This is a genomic window from Roseovarius conchicola (genome assembly GCF_041403425.1).
Lineage (GTDB): Bacteria > Pseudomonadota > Alphaproteobacteria > Rhodobacterales > Rhodobacteraceae > Roseovarius > Roseovarius conchicola.
This window is the reverse complement of record NZ_JBGEHK010000001.1, coordinates 497,212-521,580: the sequence shown is the minus strand read 5'-3', so window position 1 is coordinate 521,580 and position 24,369 is coordinate 497,212. Positions and strand designations below refer to the sequence as shown.

The window sequence follows — 24,369 nt, the reverse complement described above, 5'->3', positions numbered from 1 at the left end:
CCTTTAGAATGTTTGGCCTTGCCTTGAAAGTTCAAAGCGTATGGCGGGTCATCTCAGAGTTGATTGATCGCTCCGATCAATCCGTTGTTGGCCGCTTTGAACGACCCGGGTGCCAGCAGTTCTTGCTGGATCACCTCGGCGATACGGTCGGTGATGCGCACTTTCTGAGTGATGCCTGCACGCTCGGCCTCGATCGCCTTGGCCCCACCATAGGCCTTGAAGTCTGCCTTGATCAGGCGCGGCTCGGTATAGGCGATGCCGGTTTCAGGGTTCACCAGCCGCATCATGAACTGCACCGAGTGCACTCCGCCGACGGTGTAACGAGCTTTTTCGGTCAGCGCATGGAACCGTGTGACCTGAACTTCAACGCGCACCGGGACGGCCCCTTCGGTCATCCCGCTCAGCCCTTTGCGCAGACCGGCCTCAAAAATGGCCTCGACCTGGGCATGGCGGTCTCCGGCGGGGTCTTCGCGCCAGACGATGTCACCACTGGGATAATAGAGGTTTGCCTCGGACACTTTCAGCGATTGAGGCACCGCAACGCTGATGCCCTGCACGTTCAGCGACACTGGCGTGGGTTGGGCAGCCTGCGCTTCCAACGGCGCAGCACGGGTTGCGGTTTCGACCGTTGCGCAGGCCGACACAGAGGCGGTCAAAGCCACAGCGGCAAGAATACGGATCAGTTTCATATTATCCTCCTGGGGCTTTTTACCCCTCACATTTGAAGACAATTTGATCCTGAATTGAGGCGTATTTTGGACAATTCCGGTGCATTACCGTGATTGTTTCCAGTCAAGAAAAAGGCGTTTCCAAATCGGAAACACGGGGTAAACACCTGAAAAATTGGAATTTATCGCGGCCGAGACTTCCAGCCGCCCCGTCTTCGAGCGGGTTTTGAGGCCTCTAAACCCTGGGCTAACACACTGGTCATCGGATGATCGGGATTAGCAGGCCGATATTGCTCTAACAACGCGGCAATCCAGGCGCGGCTATCCTGCCCATCGGGCACCGACAAAGCCCAATCCAGAAAGATCGAGCGGCATTCGCCCTCGGTTATCCCGTCGATCCGATAGCTTTCACGGATAAGTCCCTTATGATCCATCGGGTCACGTTTCATCGCTCTTGTCCTTTGCGTACCCGGCCAGAGCCCGGTCGATCACCTCTGTGGCTGCTGCCGTCTTGCCTTCAAGGGCCATCAGCAAGCCGTCCATACTGTCCAGTCCGGTTTCGCGTTTGATCAAAGCCATACCAGCCTCGCCCAGCGTGTCGGGTTGAAGCGGCTTGTCACTCAGCAAGCGGGCCGATTGCGTCACTTGCCAGCAAAGCTCATAAGCGGCCTCAAGCACCTGCCTGTCTGCGTCATTCAATACCCCAATATCGACACAGGCGCGCAATCCCTGCCGCACATCGCCCTCCGCCGTGCCCGCAAGAAGATTGCCCGCCTGCGCGATCAACTCAAGGTCTTGCATGCGGCCTGATCCCAGCTTGGCATCCAGTGGTCCATCGGGGGATTTGGCAGCCGCAATTCGGGCCCGCATGGTTGCGACCTCGCCCAGAACCTCAGCCTTTTCGCGCGGGCCAGACAGAACATCGCGCCGGAAAGCTTCGACATCGGCACCCAACCCGGCATCACCCGCAATCACCCGCGCTCGGGTCAGTGCCAGATGTTCCCACACCCAGGCCTCGTTGCGTTGGTAATCGCGGAAACTGTCCCAGCTGGTGGCCACCGGCCCCTGATTGCCCGACGGGCGCAGGCGCATATCCACCTCGTAAAGACGTCCTTCGGCCATGGGGGCCGTCAGCGCGGTGATCATCGCCTGGGTCAGCCGCGCAAAATAAGGCCGCGCCGCCAAAGGCCGTTTCCCGTCGGAGCTTTCGATCCCTTCAGCGTCATAAACCACGATCAGGTCCAGATCAGATCCAGCATTCAATCGTTCAACCCCGAGAGAACCCATGCCCAGCACCACGGCCCCACGCCCCAGCGGGGGGCCGTGTTTCATCGCAAATTGGGCCACGACCACGGGCCAGACTGCGCCAATCACGGCCCCTGCCAGATCGGCATAGTGACGCCCAGCATCATCGGCACTGATCAGCCCGCGCAGATGGTGAACACCAACCCGGAAATGCCACTCTTTCTGCCAACGCCGGGCCATGTCCAGCTTGCGCTCATAATCCTCTTCGCCTGCCAGCTGTGCACCCAACTGTGCCTCAAGGGCGTCACGCCCGGGCCAGGGAGCAAAGAAATCCCCCGCAATCACGGCATCGAACACACCCGGGTTACGCGACAGATGCGCGGCCAGCGCAGGCGAGGTGCCCACGATATCAACCAGCAGGTCGATCAGTTGCGGATTGGCCTCGAACATCGAAAAAACCTGCACGCCCGCAGGCAGACCGGCCAGGAAGCCATCAAAGGCCAGCAACGCCTCGTGCGGATGCGCAGTGCCAGCCAGCCGTTGCAGCAGGTCCGGGCGCACGCGACGAAAAATCTCGCCCGCGCGCTGGGAGCGCAGGGCCGGATACCCGGGCCAGCGGGCGATCACCTCGGGATCAAGCCCCTCCTGTTGCTCATGTATCTTATCCGTGTCCTCGGGTGCAAAGAACCCTTCGATCAGATCATGGACTTCGCCAAGGCGGTCCCGCAAATCGCGCTCTAAAGCGGCGCGTTCCGTTCCCATGAAGGCCGCCAACCTATCAAACTCGGCATCGCTGGTCGGCAAAGTGTGCGTCTGGGCGTCGCGCAGCATTTGCAACCGGTGTTCGACCTCGCGGTGGAAACGGTAATGCGCCGTCAGGGTTTCTGCAGCCTCTTCGGGCACCCAGCCCTTCTCGGCTAGTGCCGCCAGCCCCTCGACCGTGCCGCGCAGGCGCAGGTCGGGATCGCGCCCGCCCGCGATGATCTGCCGGGTTTGGGTGAAAAACTCAATCTCGCGGATACCACCCTGCCCCAGCTTCATATTGTGACCTGGCAGCGTCAGTTGCCCACCAAGTCCCTTATGCTCACGAATGCGCAGCCGCATGTTATGAGCGTCTTCAATGGCCGCGAAATCCAGATGCTTGCGCCATACAAAAGGTCGGAGCACGTCCAGAAACCGCTGCCCGGCCACCAGATCGCCCGCCGCCGCGCGCGCTTTGATATAGGCCGCACGCTCCCAAGTACGCCCCAGGCTTTCGTAATAGGTTTCGGCCGCGGCCATGCCCATGCAGACCGGTGTCACCGATGGGTCGGGTCGCAAACGCAAATCGGTGCGGAATACATACCCCTCGGCGGTGCGATCACTCAGCAAGTTGCACATCCGGCGCGTCGCGCGCACGAAACAACTGCGCGCCTCGTGATAGTCATCCGGATCAAACTGCGTTTCGTCAAACAGGCAGATCAGGTCGATATCCGAGCTGTAATTCAACTCACCCGCGCCCATCTTACCCATGGCCAACGCCACCATGCCCCCCGCATTGACCAGATCGTCCTCAGTCTTGCCCGGCAGCTTGCCGCGTCTGATGTCATTGCTAAGGCCCGCCTTGATCGCCACATCGCAGGACAAATCTGCCAGCCGGGTCAAGGCACCTGTGACCTGCTCCAGCGTCCATACCCCGGCCAGATCGGCCAATCCGGTTAACAACGCAACGCGCCGTTTGGCCTGCCGCAAATCCGTGGCCAACTGATCCGGGGCACTCTCGGGCAGATCGGCAAAGACGCGCTCAACGGCCGCCTCCGGATACTCCAGCGCGCCGCCAAGCCACTCATGTTCCTTCTCGATCAGGGATTTCAGATAAGGGCTGCACCCAGCAGCCCCCTCGATCAGCTCGCCCATTTCCGTAGCCAGGTCAGGCATCAGCGCACGCGTCTCGCCTCCTTGCTCAGGATCATAGGCGAAAGGGACACGGGTGAGGCGCGCGGAGAAGCTCATGGTCGCGAAGATGCGGTGCATCGTCGGCGGCGTCAATGCGATGCGTCAGGGGACCGGATGATCGCTGACCGGTGTGTCCTGACTGAACAGATTGCGCCACTCCTGCCCCTCACGTCGCCAGAGTGAGCTGACATACATCGCCTCGGGCCCGGACTGGCCGGGACGCGTGTAGGTCGCCAGATAACTTAGCATCGCATGATCCGCGCCAACAGGCAGCACCCGCGCCTCGCTCAGCGTATAGGCAACCACGCTGGGGCCATCGCCAAGCTGGTCGGCATGATCATCGCGCCCGGCAAACCCCGAGGGGTAAACGCCAAGGAACTCGGGACACAGCAAGGCGCGATCCTGCGCGCGGTCGCCAGCTTTGAGGGCGTCCCAGACCGAGATTTCAAGGGCGAGAAGCTCGGGCAGCAGAGGATGGGAATCAGGATTGTGTATCATGAGGCATCTTTGTCCCCCAACGCCCTGCTGTCACGCGGCATTTGTATACAGGCCCGCACTCAAGGCCCGGTTTCCGGTGTTGCGCGCCTTTGTCGTCCTCCCTTATGAGGGTCCGGCAAATTCCAATCCAAGGGCCCGCCTATGTCGAAAAGCCTCAAACGTGTGATCGCCGCCCTGCACTCTGCCGGATCTGACAGCACCCCACAGGAGGTCGGACAGGCCACCACTGCGCAGATGGCCGCTGATCTGGTGGGCTGCGAGGTGGATCAGATCGCCAAGTCGATCATCTTTCGCGGGGAAGACAGCGGCGAGGCGCTTCTGTTTATCACCGCCGGGGGAAACCAAGTGGACGCGGATAAGGCCAGCGCCTTGGCGGGTCAGGCATTGGGCAAGGCCGATGCGGCACTGATCCGCGCGCAGACGGGGTTTGCCATTGGCGGCGTCTCGCCTATCGGGCACCTGACGGCACCGCGGGCGTTTTTCGACCCCCGATTGCTGGATTTTGACAAAATCTGGGCCGCTGCCGGCACGCCCCGGCATGTTTTCGCCATTTCTCCGCGTGACCTTCTGCATATTTCAGGTGCGCAACAGGCTGATTTCACGTCCTGATTTCGAATAATGTAAAAAACTTTCACATACCCTCTTGCAAGGGGCAACCCGATATACAATCTATGTAATGTGAAAGACATTCACATCACAGCAACCCCAGTATGAAAGGACACCCCTTATGACAAGTTTCGCCCAACCCGCTCCGGTCCAGCATTCGATGGGCTGGTTTGCCCGGGCCGAAGCCTGGCTGGATGAAAAAGGCAAAGGCGCATGGATCGTGGCCCTCGTGCTCAGCTTCATCATCTTCTGGCCCATTGGCCTTGCCCTTCTCGCCTATATGATCTGGAGCAAAAAAATGATCTGTACACGTCGCTCGTCGCATCGCAGCAAAGTGCACCTGTCCCGCAGCACCGGCAACACCGCCTTTGATGGCTACCGTGCCGAAACCCTGCGCCGCCTTGAAGAAGAACAGGAAAACTTTGAAGCCTTCCTGCAACGTCTGCGCGACGCCCGTGACAAGGCCGAGTTTGACCAGTTCATGGACGAACGTGCCAAAGCCAGCGCCAAATCTGACGCGGACGAAGACGCCCCTCAAACCGCGTAAGTCAAAGCGGCTTAAAACCATGATGCTCGGGGGTTTCGCCCCGGGCTTCACTTTCCTATATGAAGACCGGACCCATGAGCGACACCACCTGGCATATTCCCGACCCTGACACCCAGCCCGAGTTTTATGCGGATATCCCGCTAAAACGTTTGTTGGCATGGGTTGTCGATACCGTGCTGGTCATCATGATCTGCCTGATCATCGTGCCGTTCACCGCCTTTACCGGGCTTTTCTTTTTCCCGTTGCTGATGCTGATGGTGGGCTTTGCCTACCGTGTTCTGACGATCAGCCAGGGGTCGGCCACACCGGGCATGCGCCTGTTCGCGATTGAATTCCGCACTCTCAATGGCGAACGGTTCAGCGGAGCGATGGCCTTCATGCACACGTTGGTCTTTTCACTGTGCTGCGCCGCCCTGCCCGTACAACTGCTGTCAGCCTTCCTGATTGCCAGCACCGAAAGGTCACAGGGCCTACATGACTTCTTCCTTGGCACCGTCGCGCTGAACCGGCGCGCCCGCGCGTAAACCTGTTTTAACCGCCCCGGACAATCCCCCTTGGCGCACGCCGGGATCATTGTTATCGTTCCAGTCAGGGACAACTAAAATTTTCGGTATATGCGCCACACCCTACCAATCGCGCCCCAGTTTTACGTGACGGCTCCACAGCCCTGCCCTTACCTTGAGGGTCGGATGGAAAGAAAGCTGTTCACCGCCCTGCAGGGCGAAGGCGCGCAACGGTTGAATGACGGGCTGAGCAAGCAGGGCTTCCGTCGCTCGCAGAATGTGCTCTACCGCCCCTCCTGTGCTGATTGCGCCGCCTGTCTTTCGGCGCGGATCAACGTGGCCGAGTTTACGGCCTCCAAGGGCCAACGCCGCACCATGCGCCGCAACGAGGGGCTGGAACGTCGTGCCACCTCGCCTTGGGCAACCGAGGAACAGTACGAGCTGTTTCGCACCTATCTGGAAAGCCGTCACGCCAATGGTGGAATGGCCGATATGGATGCGTTTGAATTTGCCGCCATGGTCGAGGAAACGCCGATCCGCACCCGCGTGGTGGAATATAGCGACCGGGAAACCCGCGATCTGATCGCGGTATGCCTGACCGATATCCTCGATGACGGGATTTCGATGGTTTATTCCTTCTACAAGCCCGACCGCCCGCGCAATAGCTTGGGAACTTACATCATCCTTGATCACGTCGCCATCGCACGCGAGGCAGGGTTGCCTTACGTCTACCTTGGCTACTGGGTGCCGGGCAGCGACAAGATGGGCTATAAGGCGGCGTTTTCGGGGCTTGAGGTCTATTCCAACGGCAACTGGGAAAAGATGACCGATCCGTCTGACTATTCGTCACGCCTGCACCCGCTCAGCAATGATCCGATTGCAGAACAGGTCGCCGATATCGCCCTGCCCGATGGGGTACCATTGCGGCCCAAGGGCGGCTGACAACAGATCACCGGGCATTTCACTATCAAGGGTAACGCCTAAGCGCGGTCAGCAACGGAATGACGACCATCACCCCAATAAAAAGGGCCACCCAAGCTGGCGGCCCTTCTTTTTTTCTGTTGTCTTGATGATCAGTTCGGGATCAGGTTCGGCACAATCGTCACAATCGCCGGGAAGAACCACAGGATGGCCAGCCCTACCACCTGGATCAGTACGAAGGGTGCAACCCCGCGATAGATATGGCCCGTGGTCACCTCTTTTGGCGCGACCCCTCGCAAGTAGAACAACGCAAATCCGAACGGCGGTGTCAGAAACGAGGTTTGCAGGTTCACCGCGATCATGATCGTCACCCATTTGGGATCGAACGTACCGCCGTAGATCACTGGCCCAACGATCGGGATCACGATGTAGATGATCTCGAGGAAGTCCAGCACGAAGCCCAGCACGAACAGCACCAGCATCACGATCAGGAAGACTTTGAACTCATTATCAAAGCTTTTCAGGAACTGCTGGATGTAGTGCTCGCCCCCGAAACTGATCACCACCAGGTTCAACAATTGCGAGCCGATCAGGATGGTGAAGACCATCGAGGTCACCTTAGCCGTCTCGCGCACAACAGGCGTCAGGACGCCCCCGGTGAACAAAGTCCAACAGGCGAACAGCAGACCAAACAATGCGAACAGATAGGCCGATTTGGCGACGAAGAAGGCGACCCAGGTTTCAAAGGACACACCTTCGATATTCACACGCAGGTCGAAATTAACGCCCATCAGGATGGCGATGATGATCGCGAAGGTGGAAAGGATGATGATCCGGGGCGAACGCCCTTCGTCCCGCAGGCGACGATACGCGGCCAGCATGATGGCCCCGCCAGCCCCAAGGGCCGCGGCAGGCGTCGGGTTGGTGATCCCACCCAGGATCGAACCCAGCACCGCGACGATCAGAACCAGAGGCGGGAAGACAACGCGGATCAGTTCGTTCTGGGCCAGGCGCCCGGCAGCATGCGAACATCCATACAGCGCCATCGCCAGTGGAATGGCCAGAACAAGGATAGAGAGACCCGGACTCATCGCCGGACCAATCAGCAGGATATCCGCCAACAGCCCAAGCACAATGCCCAGCGCCCCGATCAACAGGGGTTTGGGCGTTGCCGAGGGCATAACTCCGCGCGCCACGGCCAGAATAAGGCCCAGCATCACGAAGATGATCGCCACACCGGTTCCGATCGGGGCCGCCCCTGCGATCCGGTCGGCCAGAGCCAGCTCAAGCTCTTCCTCGCTCAGCTCATAGCTTTGAACCACGCCTCCGGCATCATCAATCGCCTTTTGCTCGGCGACTGCAGCATCCCATTTCTCCTGTCCATGCAGGTCGATCATGGCGGCCTGGCAATCCTCGGACACCGTGGTGCGCAAGGATGCAGTGGCGCCCTGTTCCGAGAAGCTGTCGATCACAAGGTTCTGCGAGCCGATCACATTGACCTGCCCCAGCAGGATCGCCCCGGCAATCAGCGCAATTGGAACACCAAGGAACCATGTGAACGCCTCAGAGCGGGTCAGCGCCTCGGCATTTGTGCTGCCCATTTCCACGGCAGGTGCCTTGGACGGATTGAACAGCGCATAGCCAAAGGCATAAAGCGCATAAAGCAACGCGAGCAGAATCCCCGGCAGCAGTGCGGCCTGGAACAAGGTGCCCACCGACACAACCGCCGGTTCGCCTAGATAGGTCAGAGCATCCGAACAGCCCAGTTCCTGCGCGCGGTTTTCCTGCGCGACCGAATAGAGATCTCCGGCCAGCGTGCCCAACAGAACGATCACGATAGAGGGCGGAATGATCTGCCCCAACGTGCCCGACGCCGCGATCACACCAGTGGCGATCTCGGGGCTGTAATTGTTGCGCAACATGGTGGGCAGGCTGAGCAGGCCCATGGTCACCACGGTGGCCCCCACGATCCCGGTCGAAGCGGCAAGGAACGCGCCCACGACCACGACCGACACAGCCAGACCGCCGGGCAGCGGGCCGAAGACACGCGCCATGGTGGTCAGAAGGTCGTTGGCAATCTTGGAGCGTTCCAGCGTGATGCCCATCAGGACGAACATCAGAACCGCCAGAAGCGTTTCGATCGACTGGCCCGCCAGCACGCGTTCGTTGATCCTGTTGACTACGAAGCTGACGTTGCGGTCCAGCGCGGTTTCCCAACCTTGCGGGAAGACAGGTTCGCCTATTCGCGGCAGGTCAGGGTATCGGAAGATCGACACGACATCCGATCTGACCCCACTGGCCAGCAGCGCATTATAGGCCTCGGACGAGGTATCAATCGCCTGGTGGATCAACAGGCCCGCGCTGTCCAGCGCGGCGATGATCGCGAAAGAAATGACACCCGCTCCACCAATGGCAAAGGCCACCGGAAAGCCAGACAGAATCCCACCAAACAGGCAGAGGAAGACGATGATCAGGCCGATCTCGACGCCATCAAGTCCAAACAGCATCAGTGTGTCCCCTCATATGCTTCTTCACCTTCGCCAAGCGTATCCTTGTCGAGGTGTTTTTGTTCACTTCCCGGCCCTTCCTTCCACTCGAGATACGAGCGGTAGAAGAAGGCGATGGAGTGCAGGAACACCATGCCTGCAAAGGCCACCAGAAGGATTTTGAACAGGAAATATCCGTTGAACCCGTTCGGGCTGAACCCGATTGTCTCGACGTTCCAGCGCACGGCACGCGCCTTGAGCAGCAGACGATCAAGCGTGTCGCTGGCCGAGGGGTTCGGCGTGATCAGATGCCGCCACAGGAAGAACCAGCCATACATCCAGATCAGAACGGCTACCGGCATCATGAAGATCATGCTACCCACCATATCGATCACCTTCTTGGTGCGGAATTTCACGGCTGAGTAGATCAGGTCAACGCGTACATGCCCGCCCTGCACGAATGTGTAGGTGCAACACAGCGCAACGACGAGAGCATTATAAAACTTGAGTTCTTCGGCCCACCAACTGATGTCTTTTTGCAATGGAATCCCAAAGCCCAGAACGATGTCGGGGCGTGCGAAGATACGCTGGATGAACACAATGACAATCTGCTGGAGCACCATCAACAGCCCGGCCCATGCGAAGAACCGTCCGGTGGTGTTGGCAAACCCTTCCAGCACGCGCACACAGCCCCACATGAAGGCGTTGCGCCACAACCCGATGGCCGTGCAGATCAGGAAGATCGTGAAAACGACAAAGAAAAACTCGACCGAGCCGCCGTAGTAGACAAAGCGCATGATCGCTTCTTTGTCCGACCAGTCCAGCCACATCTGCGGATGGCTGATCGCGTAAAAGAAGTTGTAAATGGCCAGTCCGATATTCTGGAAGAACCAGAGAATTGCGTCCAGCATGTGTGTGTCCCCCACACCATGGTTAGCAGATACTTGAGTGCATCCATCACGTCGTATGGCAGGCCCCGATGGATGCCGGAGCCCGCCTTAGTTCTCGCTTATTCAGGGGCTTAGCCCAGAACGCGGTCGCGTTGGTTGCGGTAAGCGCTGATCGACTGGGTCAGCCAGCCCGAGGAGGCTTTCATCGACTCTACATAATCGTCGTAGATCTCCTTGAAGAGCTCATCGCCCATGAACTCGTCATAGACCTGCTGGCTGGCACCGCCCATCGCATCCCAGACCGAGTCAGGGAATTCGAGAACCTGAACACCACCGGCTTTCAGACGCTCAAGGGCCGCACCGTTGTTCATCAGGAACTGGCTGAGGTTCCACACGTTGGCGTGGCCCGCGGCGATCTCGATGATCGACTGGTGGGTCGGCGACAACTCGTTGAACACGTCCAGGTTGGTCACAAGGCTCAGGCCCGCGGCCGGCTCGTGGAAGCCCGCAGTGTAGTAGAACTTGGTGATTTCCTGGAAACCGGCCTTTTCATCCGCCCAGGGGCCAATCCACTCGGTGCCGTCAATCGCACCCGAGGCCAGCGCCTGATAAACTTCCGCACCCGGAAGGTTCTGGATCGATGCACCCATGTAGCCAAGGGCTTTGCCGCCCAGACCAGGCATCCGGAATTTCAGGCCGTTGAAATCTTCGGGGCCCTTGATCTCTTTGGAGAACCAACCACCCGCCTGGGTGCCTGTGTTACCAGCAAGGAAAGACTTCAGACCAAAGATCTCACCCAGCTTGTGGTGCATCGCCATGCCATTGCCATGGTAGTACCAGTTGTTCAGCTCGGTCGCGGTCATCCCGAAAGGCACACCCGTGAAGAACGCAAATCCAGGATGTTGGTTGACGAAATAGTAGTCAGCCGCGTGATACATGTCGGCCTGACCGGCGGTCACAGCGTCAAACACTTCAAACGCGCCCACCAGTTCGCCAGCCGCTTTGACATCGATGGTCAGCGAGCCGTCAGACATGGCGTTGATGTTGTCAGCACATTTCTGTGCAGCGTCAAACACGCCGGCAAGACCACGGCCCCACGATGTTACCATCGTCAGCGTGCGCTTGCCTTGGGCATATGCCGGAGCAGCCAGAGCTGTTGCAGCGGCGGCCGAGCCGCCCAAAGCGGAATTCTTCAGAAAAGAACGACGATCCATATGGTATTTCCTCCCATGACAGTGAAGCGCCTGAGACAGCAGAGGTCTCCGGGCGCGGATCGTTGCAAGTGCTGTCACCCTAGCGCGGCCCTATCGGCAATGGAATACCGAGTACTGCGTAGAAAACCCGCGACAGGTAAAGTTTTCTGACCACTTTTTAGGCGGAGCCACCACCGTTAGCGCCCAAAGCTCTGGGATTCGCCTCTGATTCGCCGTAACGATTCGGGCTATGACCCGCCTGATAGACAAGATTGACCTAAATTACGGTCAAAAACTCTTCCTGCTGGCCACCCTGCCCTTTCTGGTTGCAGCGGTGGTGATCTCGGTATTGGTCACCCTGCAATCCCGGCAATTGGCAGAACGCGAAATTCGCACACTCGAAGACCAGCTGATCGCGGCCAAACGGGACGAACTGAAAAACTACCTGTCGATCGCACGCACCGCCTTTATCGCCACCTATGGCCGTGCCGCCCCCGATGACGAGGCCGCGATGCTGCATGTCACCCAGACGCTTTCGGGGATGCTTTATGGTCAGGACGGGTATTTCTTTGTTTACGATTACGACGGCAACAATCTGGTCAGCCCGCGTCACACCAATCTGATCGGGCGCAACTGGACCGGGGCGGTTGACCCCTCGGGCACGCCGATCACCGACGAGTTGATCCGTCTGGCCCGCTCGGGTGGCGGGTATCATTCTTATGACTGGATCAAACCCAGCACCGGAGAAACGGCGCGTATGGTGGCTTATGTGATCGGATTGCAGGATTGGCGGTGGGCCGTAGGCACCGGCGTTTTCATTGATGATGTGGTGGCCACGGTCGCCGCCTCGCGCGCCGAGGTCGAGGCCCGCGCGCAGCGTACCTTTCTGTATATCGGGGCGATCACGCTGGCCGCCCTCCTTTTGGTGTTCACCTCGGGCCTGTTCATCAACATTCGCGAACGCCGTCTGGCCGATGCTAAGCTCAAAAAGCTGACCCAACGCGTGTTTGATGCCCAGGAAGAAGAACGCGGGCGCGTGGCGCGCGAATTACATGATGGGATCAGTCAGATTCTCGTTGGCGTGCGATATGCGCTGGACACCGCCCGCCGCCGCCTCTCGGCCGGGGATGATCGCGCCAGTGCTAATCTTGATACGGGCATTGAACATCTGTCGGGTGCTATTCAGGAGGTGCGCCGCATCTCCCGTGATCTGCGCCCTGGCGTGCTGGATGATCTGGGCCTTGGTCCCGCGATCAAGGCATTGGCAGATGATTTCGGACAGCGCACCGGCATCAAGACCGAATTCAACACCGTGGTCTTTCGCAACCGGCTGGATGACGAGGCCAAGATTGCGCTTTACCGCGTCGCGCAAGAGGCTCTGACCAATATCGAACGCCATTCCGGTGCCGACAGTGTGCAGATCGACGTACGTGGCCATAAACGCGGCGCCACCCTGCGGATCAGCGATAACGGCGCCGGGATCGAGGCCACGAATACGCCCAGCACCCCGTCTTCCGGTCTGGGCCTGCGCAACATGCAGGAACGGATCGAACAGCTTGAAGGCACGCTGCGCATCTTGTCGTCCAAGACCGGCACGGTGATCGAGGCCAGCGTCCCCCTGACCCATATGTTGCCACCGCAAAACACCTCCAAGCCACCGGAAACCAAGGCCAGCGCATGACCCAAACTATTCGCATCGCCATCGTGGATGACCACCCAATGGTCGCCGAGGGCATTCAGTCGATCCTGGAAAGCTATGACGATGTCGAGGTGATCTCGACCCTCTCGGATGGGCGTGAGATCATTGATCAGGTCGAGACACTCAACCCGGACGTGATCCTGCTGGATCTCAACATGCCCGGCATCGGCGGACTCAGCACCACCGAGATACTTCTGGAACAGCGCCCCGAGACACGCATCCTGATCCTCTCCATGCATGACAGTCCCGAATATATTTCCTCCGCGCTCAGCCACGGCGCATTGGGGTATGTTTTGAAGGACGTACCGACCGATGAGATCAAAAAAGCCATCGACGCGATCATGGCGGGTGAGCGGTACCTGTGCACCGGTGCCAAAGGGGCATTGGTGCCGTCGGATACGGGGGAACGGCAGCAACTGACCAATCGTGAACAAACGATCCTGCTGCAACTGGCGCAGGGCAAATCCAATCGCGATGTGGCCGAGGCGCTGGAGATTTCGGTGCGCACGGTCGAAACCCATCGCAAGAACATCAAGCGCAAGCTGGGGATTTCATCAACAGCTGGGCTGACCCGCTACGCCATGGAACATGGTGTGTTGCAGGGGACGGGTGCAAAACTCTGACCCCGGCATCCAAACTTCCGCCTATCTGGCGAAAGGCCCGCATTGAGCGCGAAATACATGATGCTGCGCATTGTGCGTATGGCCGGATCTGACATCGCTGATTTGGGAGACTTCAGGATACGCGCCCTTCAGCATTGAAGATCAAAGGCGATGCGAATGGGTTGCGCTCCGCCAACATATGCGTCCAGTTCCTTACGCGGACCCGGTGCAACGTAACAGCCGGTTAACACTTCAGCGGCTTGGCCCGCGCGGGATACCATCGCTTGCTGTCCGTCAAAATCAGAGGGATTCTTTGCGTTCAAAGTGACGATCGCAACGTCGTCCGTTCTTGCAACTGTCGCGGTGATGCCATCGACAACCGTCGTCGGAGCCAGATTTTCAGCGTCCGCCATACAGCCTGCGACGAACATTCCGGCGCATGTCAATAATGCTGCACCTTTCAGGTATCTCGACCTCTGTTGTGAAAGTCCCATAAAAGCCACCCTCTGTGCGCATAACATTCCGTCAATAAGCCAGACCAACCAAAACGATAACACCCGGTTGGAAAGTTCTCTGGAAGAAATCAGGCCATCCGTCAAATCGCAAGGCCGAATTCTTTTCAGCACTCCAGCCCGAATATCAGAATGCGCGCAAACGAAAGCTTTCCTCCCATACAAAAACACACCGCCTCAACCAAAACTGATGCGCATCCAGCCAGCTTTCCAAACTGCATGATTTTTCAGCATCGAGATTCTTTTTTGCACTTTGATCTATCTCAAACTCACCATTTGAATTGCGTCCTAATGTCGCTGCTAGGGAATAGGAAAGATCATAATATGCGCAAAGCGACATCTGCCGACACGGCCGGGAACATCTTGTTCGAAAAACTATCTGAGGAGGTCCGGCAATGCTTGTTGTCAAAGGCATATGTGCGCGACTTCCGGCGTGGATCGGTTATCAGCTTTCAGGGAGATGAGACAGACGCACTTAAGCTGGTGGTGCACGGATGGGTCAAACTGTTCCGTCTCGCTCCAAACGGCGATGAGGCGATTTTACAAACACTGAGCCAGGGAAAAAGCTTTGACGAGATGGCCGCTTTGGAAACCGGCAAATGCGCATCTTCGGCGGAAACCCTCAGCCATTGCAGGATCATGTTCATTGACTTGTCTGCGATTTGCTCCTGCCGAAATGCCCGCGCCGAACTCAGCAGTGCCGTTTTGATCGCGACATCCGAACACCTCAAAGAGATGTCCGATCAGGTCGAGCAGCTAAAGGTAAAAACCGCCCCGCAACGGCTGTCGAGTTTTCTGATGGAGCATCTGGGCATCGCAAGTACCGACGGCGAAATTGAACTGCCATATGAAAAGGCGGTCTTGGCGGGAAAGCTGGGCATGAAGCCGGAAAGCCTTTCACGCGCATTTAACCGCTTGAAAAAGATCGGTGTGCACTGTGAGCGGAACGTGGTGCGGATCAGTGACATCTCAAGGCTTGAAGCCTATTCAGGGAACAACCCGGCCGAGGTCTGGGCCTGACCCCGACACCCCTCCCGACCAGACAGCCCTCAGATCGCCTGCCCGAAAAACACCAGCGTGCAGTCCTCGTCGATTACATGGAACTCACGCTGCCCATAAGGCTGATCAAACGGCGCCCGCACCCGGCCGTCCGGCAATGTATCCAACGCGGGCTTCAGGCTTTCATAGAGCGCATCAATCCCCGTCACGTCGATATAGAAGGATCCCTCCCGTTCAGGGTGGGACAGATCGACATGGTCTGAGACCTCTACCAGCCGCACCGCCACGTCGTCGCGGCGCAGGAACGCGTAATTCTCGGCCTGAAAGCTGAGCGAAAATCCTAATACATCACGATAAAAACCGATCTGGCGGAATAAATCCGTGCAGGGCACGAAGGGCGTAATCTGGGTCAGGCGCATAACCGGGGTCTCCAAATTCAACGCGCGCACCGTAACATAGGTGCGCGCATCTTTTCCATCTCGCGGACCGGTCAGCCGATTGGCGCGCCGTCTTTCCGCGTGACTACAATGATGGATGATCGCGGCAACATCCCTTCCCCATCAGGGAACGGCGCATCGGGGTGCTGAATACCGACAAACATCGCGCGCCCGTCGGGCGACCAGCACAGGCCGGTTACCTCGGATCCTTTCGGTCCGGTCAGGAAACGTGCAATCTCGCCCGTCACAGGGTCACCGACCAGCATCTGGTTGTTGCCCATACCGGCGAACTCTTCTTCGTTGCTGTCATTGCCGTCGGTCTGGATCCAGACCAGCCCGTTACTGTCGAACGCCATCCCGTCGGGCGAGTTGAACATGTTACCCGCCGTGACGTTCTCAGACCCGCCATAGATGTTGTCATAAACCTCGGGGTTGCCGGCCATCACGTAGAGATCCCAGTCAAAGGTATCGGCGGCGTGATCGTCATTATGCGGCCGCCAGCGCACGATCTGACCGTATTTGTTGGTCTCGCGCGGATTGGGGCCGTTCACCGGCGTCTCGTCGCCCCCGGCATTGGGCTTTACACCTCGGTTCTTATTGTTGGTCAGGCAGCAATACGCCTCAACCGCGTGGGGGTTGGAGGCGATCCATTCGGGCCGGTCCATCGTGGTCGCCCCAACGGCGGAGCCCGCCTTACGTGCGAAAATCAGAATCTCTGCAATGCTGGCCATGCCGGTGGTTTCAGGTGTCAGGGCAAGCCACTCGCCCGTGCCATCATCACTGAACTTGGCCACATAAAGCGTGCCATCATCCAACAGCCCCTCGGTCGACCCACCGGGTGTATAGGTGCCATTCGAGACGAAGCGATACAAGAACTCGCCCCGCTCATCATCGCCCATATAGACCACCACACGGCCATCGGGCGCCAAAACCAACTCGGCATTCTCGTGTTTGAAACGCCCCAGTCCGGTGTGCTTCACCGGCGTGCTGCCGGGATCGGCCGGGTCAATTTCAACCACCCAGCCGGCGCGATGCGGCTCATTGGGGTTTTGCAAGGTGTCGAAACGCGCATCCCACTTATGATAGTCATAGCCCCAACCATCGGCCCCGATACCATAGCGCGCATAGCCCTCATCCAGCTGGACGGGCTTTTGATCTTCCGAGGCCTCGGTCGAGCCAAAATAGCCATTAAAGTTCTCTTCGCAGGTTAAGTAGGTTCCCCAAGGGGTTTTGCCCGACCCGCAATTGTTGAACGTGCCCAGGCTTTGGGTGCCCGTGGGGTCCGCATCCGTTTTCAACAGATCATGGCCTGCGGCGGGCCCAACAATCCGCATCGGCGACAGATGGGTGATCCGACGATTAAAGGGACTGTCGACCACAACTTCCCAACCAGACTCGCCTTGGGTGACTTCCATCACCGCAACCCCTTGCAGGTTCTGCAACTTAACCACGTCTTCTGCGCTGGTGGGCACACCGTCCTCGGACGCATGGGGCAGGTTTACCTTGCGGTTGGTGTATTCATGGTTCACCGCGATCACATGAGCGTCGCCGACCATGAACATTTCCATCCCATCCGTGTTTTCGCCAAAAACGCGGTCCGCATCCTTTAGTGCACCGCCAACAGCATTGTCGAACTCGGCTGCATCCGAAAACAGCGGATCCCCCCAGCGTATCAGCGTTCGCCATGCGTAGTCTTCAGGCACATGCACGGTGCCGTCGGTCTGAATGCCAATCGGGGTGAAGGCGAAGCGCGAGGGCGCCATCGCCTTGGCCGCTCCGGGCATCACCCCCATCGCGGCCGCGCCCGAGCCAAAAGCAACCAGCCTACTTAGGAAGCCACGGCGCGACAACGCGGCCTCGACCACGCGGTCAAACTCACACTCTTCGGGACGGGGATTGTTGATCTCATCCCAGTCGTCGGCAGAAATCTCATTCAGATCATAGTCGCGCATATCGCATTTCCTGGCTGGCAGCTAAGGTGATTCCTTGCGCGGATCGTGCCGGTGCAATGTAACAGCCATACGTCAAAGCACACCCAATTCAGCGCAACAAATGCAAAGATTCACCCCCACCGACGACATTTTTCTCACGAACCCTGTTGACGGCCTTTCCTACCTCTCCTAATGTCTCGCGCACGCAGCATGAAGGAGCGCCAAGGTGGCCACCCTAGTCGTAATTGTAGGAAAATGGCGCATGGGCCGGTAACGGCAACCATAATGGTCCCCCATGCGCCCCCGAAACATCGGGGGCTTTTTTATGCGCGTGAGATGGAATGATGTCATGAACGGAGCAAAGATATGACACGTCAAATGACCGGAGCGAAAATGGTGGTTCAGGCCTTGAAGGATCAGGGTGTGGACGTCGTATTCGGATATCCCGGGGGCGCTGTGCTACCGATTTATGACGAGATATTTCAGCAAAACGATATTCGCCACATCCTTGTGCGTCACGAACAGGGTGCCGTGCATGCAGCCGAAGGCTATGCCCGCTCGACCGGCAAGCCGGGTGTGGTTCTGGTAACATCCGGCCCCGGGGCCACCAATGCGGTGACAGGGCTGACCGATGCGTTGATGGACAGCATCCCGATTGTTGTTCTCACCGGCCAGGTGCCGACCTTCATGATCGGCTCGGACGCCTTTCAGGAGGCCGACACTGTTGGCATCACCCGCCCCTGCACCAAACATAACTGGCTGGTGTCGGACACAAGCAAGCTGGCCGATACGATCCATCAGGCCTTTCATGTCGCCACGTCTGGCCGCCCCGGCCCGGTGCTTGTCGATATCCCGAAGGATGTGCAATTTGCATCTGCGGGATACACACCGCCCGCCAAGGCGTCGGTCAGCCATTACCAACCTCAGTTGAAGGGTGACAAAGAGGCAATCACCGAATTGGTCGAGGCGTTGGAAACCGCCGCCCGTCCGCTGTTTTACACCGGCGGCGGCGTGATCAATTCCGGCCCCGCCGCCAGCCAACTGTTGCGCGAATGGGTTGAGGCCACCGGCGTGCCCATCACCTCGACGTTGATGGGCCTTGGCGCCTATCCGGCCAATGGCGAGAAATGGATCGGCATGCTCGGCATGCACGGGCTGTATGAGGCCAATATGGCGATGCATGACTGCGACCTGATGATCAATATCGGCGCGCGGTTTGACGACCGGATCACCGGGCGGCTGGATGCGTTTTCGCCCGGATCGAAGAAAACACATATCGACATCGACCCCTCGTCCATCAACAAGGTGATCAAGACCGACATTCCGATTGTCGGCGACATCGCCCATGTGTTGGAAGACGCGTTGAAAATCTGGAAGGCGCGGGGCCGCAAGGTCAACCGCGACGGTATCGCGAAATGGTGGAAACAAATCGAGGAATGGCGCGCGGTTGAATGTCTGAGCTTCGAGCAGAAGGGCAAGATCATCAAGCCACAGCACGCGCTGGCCCGGCTTGAGGCGCTGACCAAGGATCATGACCGTTACATCTGCACCGAAGTGGGCCAGCATCAGATGTGGGCGGCGCAATATCTGGGCTTTAACGATCCCAACCGCTGGATGACCTCTGGTGGCCTTGGCACCATGGGCTATGGCTTCCCGGCTTCCATCGGCGTTCAGATGGCGCACCCCGATGCATTGGTCATTAACGTTGCAGGCGAAGCGTCATGGCTCATGAACATGCAGGAAATGGGTACCGCGGTGCAATTCCGCCTGCCGGTGAAGCAGTTCATCCTGAACAACGAACGCCTTGGCATGGTCCGCCAGTGGCAGGAACTTCTGCATGGCGAACGCTACTCGCAAAGCTGGTCCGAGGCGCTGCCGGATTTCGTCAAACTGGCCGAAGCATTTGGCGCCAAGGGCATTATCTGTTCTGACCCCGATGATCTGGACGATGCGATCATGGAGATGATCAACCACGACGGACCGGTGATCTTTGATTGCCTCGTGGAGAAGCACGAAAACTGCTTCCCCATGATCCCATCGGGCGAACCGCACAACAAAATGCTGCTGGGCGAAGCGTCAACCAAAGACGCCATCGGTTCCAAAGGTGCGGTGATGGTTTAGATTATGGAACTCGACTTGGAAGAGAAACATAGTCGCCTGCGAGAGGAATATCTGCGCATAATGGAAAAGCGCAGATATTACTTTCTAGGTGCCTGCGGCGCTGTTCTTTTGTTCTCCCTAACAAGCATAAGCGCCGATGGTGACAACCTTGCATTTCCCATTTTACTTGGATCTATCTTCCTTCTCGGTCTGAGCGCCGTTCTTGGCATCTTCGCAATCGAGAGCAACCGCAAGGAAACCGAATGGGCTCTATGGGGCGCGCTCCTTGCACAAGCCGATCCTGAAAACTACACGAATGCCGGTAGTGACATTGGGTTTAACAAGGCGATCACGCCCCACTATCGTAGAACTCTAAGACTAGATTTTTGCCAAAGATGGTCTTTAATGGCGGGTCTTGTTGTATTGGCGGCGTGGAAGATCGCCTCTTGCAAGACCTGTATCGCGCAAACCTTCTCTCTCGTGAACGGCCTAAGCTAACGTACCCGCGTGCTCGATCCGTCGAATAAAGGAACCTGACATGTCCGCTCTAAAAATCAAAAAAGGTGCCAACAAGCATTCCGCCTACAACCTGCGCCCGACCTTTTCGGACGTGGTCGAAAGCCACACGCTGGCCGTCATCGTTGACAACGAGCCGGGCGTTCTGGCGCGCGTGATCGGGCTATTTGCCGGACGCGGATATAACATCGACAGCCTGACCGTGGCCGAGGTAGACCATCAGGGGCATTTCAGCCGCATCACCATCGTCACCACGGGCACGCCGCAGGTGATCGAACAGATCAAGGCGCAGCTGGGCCGGATCGTGGTGGTGCACGAGGTGCATGACCTGACCGTCGAGGGTCGCGCGGTGGAACGCGAACTGGCGTTGCTGAAAGTCGAGGGCGAAGACGAGAAACGGGTCGAGGCGCTGCGTCTGGCTGATATTTTCCGCGCCAATGTGGTCGACAGCACGCTGGACAGTTTCGTGTTCGAGATCACTGGCACGCCCGAGAAAGTCGATGCCTTTGCAGATCTGATGCGGCCACTGGGCCTGATCGACATGGCCCGCACAGGTGTGGCTGCCCTGCCCCGGGGTTGAGTTCGGACAGGAAAGACCATTTAGAGCCCATTATTCCGATCTTCCGCGATGCGGCGAAAGGCTTTTGCCACCCGTGTTACCCGTCTCGTCCCGGTTCGTCCGGATCGCTGGAGAAAAGCGCGATCTTGTTGCCTTGCGGGTCGCGCAGATAGCCAACATAAAAATGAGGGCCATACGAGGCACGAAAACCCGGCTTGCCCTCGTCGGAACCTCCTGCAGACAGCGCGGCGGCGTGTAGGTCACGAACCTGTTTTTGATTGCGCGCTTCGAATGCAACCATGGAACCGTTGCCAGCCGAGGCCGGAAGTCCATCGAAGGTTGGTTTGACGTAAAACTCAGGCAGAACAGGAGATTGCCCCGGTTCTATAGGCAATGCGAAACTCAGGCCCGCAGGACCCTCCTCCAGTTCGTAACCAAGCGCTGGCAGGAACGCGGAATAGAACTGTTTCGCACGCGCGATGTCATCGGCACCGACTGTGAGATAGGCAATCATGCTTCGTGTTTCTTTCCGAAAGTTCAATTGCTCAAACGAGATTGCTGCATCTTTTTAAGCCGACACACAACTCGGCACAACAGATCGGCGCCTTGTTAATCCCGAAATCCGAGATTGGTGCAATTGCGGCGAAAGCGCGCTTTGTTCCTCAGAGAGGGCATGCAGATCACGCCCCCCCCCGCGCAGCACACCATTACAGCCCACAAAATCGTCGCTAACAGAAAAACTCCGTCGCGATCTGGCGCGTCGACTTGTCGGAATCTCCGCTAGACTCGGGGGAAATCTGCCAGGAGACCCTCGCCATGACCACCGTCACCGATCTCAGCAACGTGCGCGCCAGCGTTGACAAGGCCAATGGCCTGCCCAATGCCCATTACATCGACAAGGATGTTTTCGAAGAAGAGAAACACGCGCTGCTGTTCTCGCAATGGGCTGGTTTGGCCGTGGCTGCTGACGTGCCGGAACCGGGCGATGCCAAGCCTATCGAATTTCTTGGCATGCCCCTGTTGCTGCTGCGCGACAAGGATGGCGATGTGCGGGTGTTTCAGAACATCTGTCGCCACCGCGGCATGATCCTTGTGGAAGAACCTAAAAAGATCGAAGGCGCCATTCGTTGCCCCTATCACTCGTGGTGTTACTCCACCAAGGGCAAGCTGGTCTCGACACCGCATGTGGGCGGGCCGGGGCATAACACCCATGCCAGCATTGTGCGCAGCGAGTTGGGCCTGAACGAGATCCGTTCGCATATCTGGCGGGATGTGGTCTGGATCAATGTCTCGGGCGACGCGCCTGCATTTGAGGATGTGCATGCCGAACTGCTCACCCGTTGGGCCGATTTCGAAAAGCCGCTCTATCACGGCGGCGAAGACAGCAAGTTCACGCTGGAGGTGGATACCAACTGGAAGCTGGCGGTCGAAAACTACTGCGAAAGTTATCACCTGCCCTGGGTGCATCCGGGTCTGAACAGCTATTCGCGGCTGGAAGATCATTACCACATCGAACGCCCCCAGCACTACTCGGGCCAGGGCACCATGGTCTATCGCCAGCTTCAGGATGAAGCCGGTAACACCTTCCCGGATTTCGACGGCGTGGGCGAGAAATGGGGTGAGCAAGCGGAATACATCGCCGTCTATCCCAATGTTCTGCTGGGCGCACAGCGCGACCATGCCTTCACCATCGTACTGGAACCCAAAAGCACCGAAAAAACCACCGAGCATGTACATCTCTATTATGCCGCGCCTGAAACCGATGACGGGTTGCGCGCAAAGAATGCGGCAATGTGGAAAGAGGTGTTTGAGGAAGACATCTTTGTGGTGGAAGGCATGCAAAAGGGCCGCCATGCGGTGCATTTCGATGGCGGGCGGTTCTCGCCTGTGATGGATAGCCCGACCCATTGCTTTCACGACTGGGTTGCCGGCAAGGTCGATACTCACCGGGCTCAGGCCAAAGCCGCTGAATGAGCAATGATCTGGACGCACGGATGATCGCCGCCCATGAGGCAGGCGATCCTGATGCATTGATCCGACTGTACACGCAGGCAGCCGATGAGGCCAACGCACTGGACGCCGCCTGCTTTTACCTGACCCATGCCTATATCTTTGCGCTTGAGGCCGGTGCCCCCGAGGCACCTGCCTTACATGCCCGCCTCAAGGCTCACGGGCGCGAGGCGTAAAACGCTCCGAAAGCCGTGAGGGCAAGATTTCGCCACTCCCGCGCGACTTTCCGCCAAAACTGGGTATAGCGCGATCTCCATGCTACCTCTTAGGGTGTTTAACCCGAGGTATTCTAAATGAGATTTTACACGACCAAGATCACGGCCCCCGACGCTAATGCCTACATGATAGCCCACCACGCCGCATTACTGGCAAAGTACCCGGCCACGGATACGAACAGTTTCGCGGCCCTGCCCGGCCCCGTGGACGTGCCGCTTGTGCCTCAAGACGCCCTCCCTGCCGCCAATGCCGCACAGGATGATCAATTGAATGAACTGCGTCAATGCGCGGAGTCCGAGATCACCGAGGCCGCTCCCCTTGTCCCCGGCGAGGTGGTGGAAGAGACATCTTTCACCCTCTTGGCCGAGGCGTTTGGCGATCACCCCAAAGGCACCGGTGTTCTGGTCCGGCGCACCAACATGTCCGAAACCTGTTTTCTCTTTCCCGATGTTCAGGTCCTGCCCTCTGGTCTGCGTGTGATGCCACGCCCCATTAACGTGACCGGCGAAGTGCCCGAAGCCCCTTTGATGGTGGCCGAGGCGATCGCCTCAAAGGCCGCGACGATGTTGTTGCAAAAGCTGGGCGCGGCGATCCTGGCCGAGCTGTTTCCCGACAACGCCGTGCCGCCCTATTTCGATCAGGTCTATGCCGAGCTGCGCAAAATCGTGAAAGACGAACTGACCAAGGTCGAGATCGAAAAAAAACACGGCGAATTCAAAGCCGCAATCCTGTGGATGAACACGCATTACGCGAAATACAAAGGCGATAAACCCAGCCCCCAATTGCTGTCCGAACTGGCCGGATGGTCATCGGACATGTATAAATCCGTCGGCATCATGCGTGAACCGCGCTTTGCCAAGACCGGCTTTTCAACCTTCCTGCTGGGGGCCACGACCCATCTGTGCATGCTGCAGGAACTGGCCAATGAAGGATATGGGCAGGACAGCCTTGGCGACGCTCCGCTCAACGTGGCACAGACCTATGCCGCGCATATCGACACGATTTATCCCAAACTGAAAAAGGCCCGTGGAAAGAAGGTGGTCAAAGGTGAAAAAGAAAAATGCGAGACCGGCGGCCGCCCCATTCAAACGGTTTGCTGGTATTACTACATCTGGACCGACAAGGTGACCGGCGGCAGCAAATATTTTGAGATCGGCAAGCCGAAAGAGGACGCCGAGAAAGAACGGAATAAATCCCGCACGCAACACGTGAAGAAGGTTCAGAAAGCCCTCAGGGACAGGCTGGACAATCCCCCCGCTATTTCAAAAAGCTGGAAGAAACTGGATGTCTAGCTTT

General features: G+C 58.1%; 24 protein-coding genes. 13 read left to right on the top strand and 11 right to left on the bottom strand.

The window, feature by feature from the left end:
• Nucleotides 1-53 precede the first annotated feature (53 nt).
• From V6N02_RS02395 to V6N02_RS02380, 4 genes are all read right to left on the bottom strand, one after another.
• Nucleotides 54-689 carry a DUF6778 family protein gene (locus V6N02_RS02395; protein WP_371223886.1) on the bottom strand — a complete coding sequence of 212 codons (636 nt, stop codon included), beginning with the start codon at nt 687-689 and terminating at the stop codon, nt 54-56.
• Nucleotides 690-850: 161 nt separating this feature from the next.
• A complete protein-coding gene (locus V6N02_RS02390) occupies nt 851-1,117 on the bottom strand; it encodes a hypothetical protein (protein WP_371223885.1) in 267 nt (88 codons plus the stop codon).
• Entirely contained in the window at nt 1,107-3,905 is a 2,799-nt protein-coding gene (locus tag V6N02_RS02385) for a [protein-PII] uridylyltransferase family protein (protein ID WP_371223884.1), read from the bottom strand. Before V6N02_RS02385 ends, V6N02_RS02390 begins: the two co-directional genes overlap by 11 nt.
• 45 nt (nt 3,906-3,950) lie before the next feature.
• Nucleotides 3,951-4,346 (bottom strand): DUF4440 domain-containing protein, encoded by a 396-nt coding sequence (locus tag V6N02_RS02380; protein ID WP_371223883.1) that lies wholly within the window; start codon nt 4,344-4,346, stop codon nt 3,951-3,953.
• A 141-nt stretch (nt 4,347-4,487) separates the two neighbouring features.
• On the opposite strand from V6N02_RS02380, the gene V6N02_RS02375 reads away from it, so the two are divergent.
• From V6N02_RS02375 to V6N02_RS02360, 4 genes are all read left to right on the top strand, one after another.
• Complete coding sequence (locus V6N02_RS02375; protein ID WP_371223882.1) at nt 4,488-4,955, top strand: YbaK/EbsC family protein; 468 nt, start codon at nt 4,488-4,490, stop codon at nt 4,953-4,955.
• Nucleotides 4,956-5,073: 118 nt separating this feature from the next.
• On the top strand, nt 5,074-5,499 hold the full coding sequence (locus V6N02_RS02370) for a DUF2852 domain-containing protein (protein ID WP_371223881.1): 426 nt from the start codon (nt 5,074-5,076) through the stop codon (nt 5,497-5,499).
• Between the two features lie 74 nt (nt 5,500-5,573).
• On the top strand, nt 5,574-6,023 hold the full coding sequence (locus V6N02_RS02365) for an RDD family protein (RefSeq protein ID WP_371223880.1): 450 nt from the start codon (nt 5,574-5,576) through the stop codon (nt 6,021-6,023).
• Between the two features lie 90 nt (nt 6,024-6,113).
• Complete coding sequence (locus V6N02_RS02360) at nt 6,114-6,944, top strand: arginyltransferase (RefSeq protein ID WP_371223879.1); 831 nt, start codon at nt 6,114-6,116, stop codon at nt 6,942-6,944.
• A gap of 131 nt (nt 6,945-7,075) precedes the next feature.
• Here V6N02_RS02360 and V6N02_RS02355 read toward each other — a convergent pair whose 3' ends face one another.
• From V6N02_RS02355 to V6N02_RS02345, 3 genes are all read right to left on the bottom strand, one after another.
• Entirely contained in the window at nt 7,076-9,430 is a 2,355-nt protein-coding gene (locus tag V6N02_RS02355; RefSeq protein ID WP_371223878.1) for a TRAP transporter large permease, read from the bottom strand.
• Complete coding sequence (locus V6N02_RS02350; RefSeq protein ID WP_371223877.1) at nt 9,430-10,320, bottom strand: TRAP transporter small permease subunit; 891 nt, start codon at nt 10,318-10,320, stop codon at nt 9,430-9,432. Before V6N02_RS02350 ends, V6N02_RS02355 begins: the two co-directional genes overlap by 1 nt.
• Before the next feature lie 110 nt (nt 10,321-10,430).
• Nucleotides 10,431-11,513 (bottom strand): TRAP transporter substrate-binding protein, encoded by a 1,083-nt coding sequence (locus tag V6N02_RS02345; protein ID WP_371223876.1) that lies wholly within the window; start codon nt 11,511-11,513, stop codon nt 10,431-10,433.
• A gap of 229 nt (nt 11,514-11,742) precedes the next feature.
• Between V6N02_RS02345 and V6N02_RS02340 the strand changes: the two genes are divergently transcribed.
• Entirely contained in the window at nt 11,743-13,173 is a 1,431-nt protein-coding gene (locus V6N02_RS02340) for a cache domain-containing protein (protein ID WP_371223875.1), read from the top strand.
• Nucleotides 13,170-13,814 (top strand): response regulator transcription factor, encoded by a 645-nt coding sequence (locus V6N02_RS02335; protein ID WP_371223874.1) that lies wholly within the window; start codon nt 13,170-13,172, stop codon nt 13,812-13,814. The genes V6N02_RS02340 and V6N02_RS02335 overlap by 4 nt, the downstream gene beginning before the upstream one ends.
• Nucleotides 13,815-13,942: 128 nt before the next feature.
• Here V6N02_RS02335 and V6N02_RS02330 read toward each other — a convergent pair whose 3' ends face one another.
• The gene (locus V6N02_RS02330; RefSeq protein ID WP_371223873.1) at nt 13,943-14,287 is read right to left on the bottom strand and encodes a hypothetical protein; all 345 of its coding nucleotides are present in this window, start codon (nt 14,285-14,287) and stop codon (nt 13,943-13,945) included.
• 150 nt (nt 14,288-14,437) lie between these two features.
• On the opposite strand from V6N02_RS02330, the gene V6N02_RS02325 reads away from it, so the two are divergent.
• Nucleotides 14,438-15,325, top strand: coding sequence for a Crp/Fnr family transcriptional regulator (locus V6N02_RS02325; RefSeq protein WP_371223872.1), 888 nt, complete (start codon nt 14,438-14,440; stop codon nt 15,323-15,325).
• 29 nt (nt 15,326-15,354) lie between these two features.
• Here V6N02_RS02325 and V6N02_RS02320 read toward each other — a convergent pair whose 3' ends face one another.
• Together V6N02_RS02320 and V6N02_RS02315 are read right to left on the bottom strand one after the other, a co-directional pair.
• Nucleotides 15,355-15,753 carry a bleomycin resistance protein gene (locus V6N02_RS02320; RefSeq protein ID WP_371223871.1) on the bottom strand — a complete coding sequence of 133 codons (399 nt, stop codon included), beginning with the start codon at nt 15,751-15,753 and terminating at the stop codon, nt 15,355-15,357.
• Between the two features lie 41 nt (nt 15,754-15,794).
• Nucleotides 15,795-17,693, bottom strand: a complete 1,899-nt coding sequence (locus tag V6N02_RS02315; RefSeq protein WP_371223870.1) for a PhoX family protein — start codon at nt 17,691-17,693, stop codon at nt 15,795-15,797.
• A 345-nt stretch (nt 17,694-18,038) separates the two neighbouring features.
• Here V6N02_RS02315 and V6N02_RS02310 point away from each other — a divergent pair, with 345 nt between their 5' ends.
• Genes V6N02_RS02310 through ilvN form a run of 3 tightly spaced genes read left to right on the top strand, consistent with a single transcriptional unit; the run spans nt 18,039 to nt 20,868 of the window.
• Complete coding sequence (locus tag V6N02_RS02310) at nt 18,039-19,793, top strand: acetolactate synthase 3 large subunit (protein ID WP_371223869.1); 1,755 nt, start codon at nt 18,039-18,041, stop codon at nt 19,791-19,793.
• 3 nt (nt 19,794-19,796) lie between these two features.
• Nucleotides 19,797-20,270: a hypothetical protein gene (locus tag V6N02_RS02305; RefSeq protein ID WP_371223868.1), complete on the top strand. Its 474-nt coding sequence runs from the start codon at nt 19,797-19,799 to the stop codon at nt 20,268-20,270.
• Nucleotides 20,271-20,310: 40 nt separating this feature from the next.
• The gene (ilvN, locus tag V6N02_RS02300) at nt 20,311-20,868 is read left to right on the top strand and encodes an acetolactate synthase small subunit (RefSeq protein ID WP_371223867.1); all 558 of its coding nucleotides are present in this window, start codon (nt 20,311-20,313) and stop codon (nt 20,866-20,868) included.
• Between the two features lie 76 nt (nt 20,869-20,944).
• Here the strand turns inward: ilvN and V6N02_RS02295 are convergent, their stop codons facing one another.
• The gene (locus V6N02_RS02295; RefSeq protein ID WP_371223866.1) at nt 20,945-21,361 is read right to left on the bottom strand and encodes a VOC family protein; all 417 of its coding nucleotides are present in this window, start codon (nt 21,359-21,361) and stop codon (nt 20,945-20,947) included.
• 302 nt (nt 21,362-21,663) lie between these two features.
• Between V6N02_RS02295 and V6N02_RS02290 the strand changes: the two genes are divergently transcribed.
• The 3 genes from V6N02_RS02290 to V6N02_RS02280 all read left to right on the top strand — a co-directional run bounded on the left by V6N02_RS02290 (nt 21,664) and on the right by V6N02_RS02280 (nt 24,365).
• Nucleotides 21,664-22,821 carry an aromatic ring-hydroxylating oxygenase subunit alpha gene (locus V6N02_RS02290; protein ID WP_371223865.1) on the top strand — a complete coding sequence of 386 codons (1,158 nt, stop codon included), beginning with the start codon at nt 21,664-21,666 and terminating at the stop codon, nt 22,819-22,821.
• Nucleotides 22,818-23,033, top strand: coding sequence for a hypothetical protein (locus V6N02_RS02285; RefSeq protein ID WP_371223864.1), 216 nt, complete (start codon nt 22,818-22,820; stop codon nt 23,031-23,033). The genes V6N02_RS02290 and V6N02_RS02285 overlap by 4 nt, the downstream gene beginning before the upstream one ends.
• A 117-nt stretch (nt 23,034-23,150) precedes the next feature.
• Nucleotides 23,151-24,365 (top strand): hypothetical protein, encoded by a 1,215-nt coding sequence (locus tag V6N02_RS02280; protein WP_371223863.1) that lies wholly within the window; start codon nt 23,151-23,153, stop codon nt 24,363-24,365.
• The last annotated feature ends 4 nt before the right edge of the window (nt 24,366-24,369 follow it).

Coding starts and splice junctions, on each gene's coding strand:
- V6N02_RS02395 (WP_371223886.1), bottom strand. CDS start 689: ATGAAACTGATCCGTATTCTTGCCGCTGTGGCTTTGACCGCCTCTGTG.
- V6N02_RS02390 (WP_371223885.1), bottom strand. CDS start 1,117: ATGAAACGTGACCCGATGGATCATAAGGGACTTATCCGTGAAAGCTAT.
- V6N02_RS02385 (WP_371223884.1), bottom strand. CDS start 3,905: ATGAGCTTCTCCGCGCGCCTCACCCGTGTCCCTTTCGCCTATGATCCT.
- V6N02_RS02380 (WP_371223883.1), bottom strand. CDS start 4,346: ATGATACACAATCCTGATTCCCATCCTCTGCTGCCCGAGCTTCTCGCC.
- V6N02_RS02375 (WP_371223882.1), top strand. CDS start 4,488: ATGTCGAAAAGCCTCAAACGTGTGATCGCCGCCCTGCACTCTGCCGGA.
- V6N02_RS02370 (WP_371223881.1), top strand. CDS start 5,074: ATGACAAGTTTCGCCCAACCCGCTCCGGTCCAGCATTCGATGGGCTGG.
- V6N02_RS02365 (WP_371223880.1), top strand. CDS start 5,574: ATGAGCGACACCACCTGGCATATTCCCGACCCTGACACCCAGCCCGAG.
- V6N02_RS02360 (WP_371223879.1), top strand. CDS start 6,114: ATGCGCCACACCCTACCAATCGCGCCCCAGTTTTACGTGACGGCTCCA.
- V6N02_RS02355 (WP_371223878.1), bottom strand. CDS start 9,430: ATGCTGTTTGGACTTGATGGCGTCGAGATCGGCCTGATCATCGTCTTC.
- V6N02_RS02350 (WP_371223877.1), bottom strand. CDS start 10,320: ATGCTGGACGCAATTCTCTGGTTCTTCCAGAATATCGGACTGGCCATT.
- V6N02_RS02345 (WP_371223876.1), bottom strand. CDS start 11,513: ATGGATCGTCGTTCTTTTCTGAAGAATTCCGCTTTGGGCGGCTCGGCC.
- V6N02_RS02340 (WP_371223875.1), top strand. CDS start 11,743: ATGACCCGCCTGATAGACAAGATTGACCTAAATTACGGTCAAAAACTC.
- V6N02_RS02335 (WP_371223874.1), top strand. CDS start 13,170: ATGACCCAAACTATTCGCATCGCCATCGTGGATGACCACCCAATGGTC.
- V6N02_RS02330 (WP_371223873.1), bottom strand. CDS start 14,287: ATGGGACTTTCACAACAGAGGTCGAGATACCTGAAAGGTGCAGCATTA.
- V6N02_RS02325 (WP_371223872.1), top strand. CDS start 14,438: ATGCGCGCAAACGAAAGCTTTCCTCCCATACAAAAACACACCGCCTCA.
- V6N02_RS02315 (WP_371223870.1), bottom strand. CDS start 17,693: ATGCGCGACTATGATCTGAATGAGATTTCTGCCGACGACTGGGATGAG.
- V6N02_RS02310 (WP_371223869.1), top strand. CDS start 18,039: ATGACACGTCAAATGACCGGAGCGAAAATGGTGGTTCAGGCCTTGAAG.
- V6N02_RS02305 (WP_371223868.1), top strand. CDS start 19,797: ATGGAACTCGACTTGGAAGAGAAACATAGTCGCCTGCGAGAGGAATAT.
- ilvN (WP_371223867.1), top strand. CDS start 20,311: ATGTCCGCTCTAAAAATCAAAAAAGGTGCCAACAAGCATTCCGCCTAC.
- V6N02_RS02295 (WP_371223866.1), bottom strand. CDS start 21,361: ATGATTGCCTATCTCACAGTCGGTGCCGATGACATCGCGCGTGCGAAA.
- V6N02_RS02290 (WP_371223865.1), top strand. CDS start 21,664: ATGACCACCGTCACCGATCTCAGCAACGTGCGCGCCAGCGTTGACAAG.
- V6N02_RS02285 (WP_371223864.1), top strand. CDS start 22,818: ATGAGCAATGATCTGGACGCACGGATGATCGCCGCCCATGAGGCAGGC.
- V6N02_RS02280 (WP_371223863.1), top strand. CDS start 23,151: ATGAGATTTTACACGACCAAGATCACGGCCCCCGACGCTAATGCCTAC.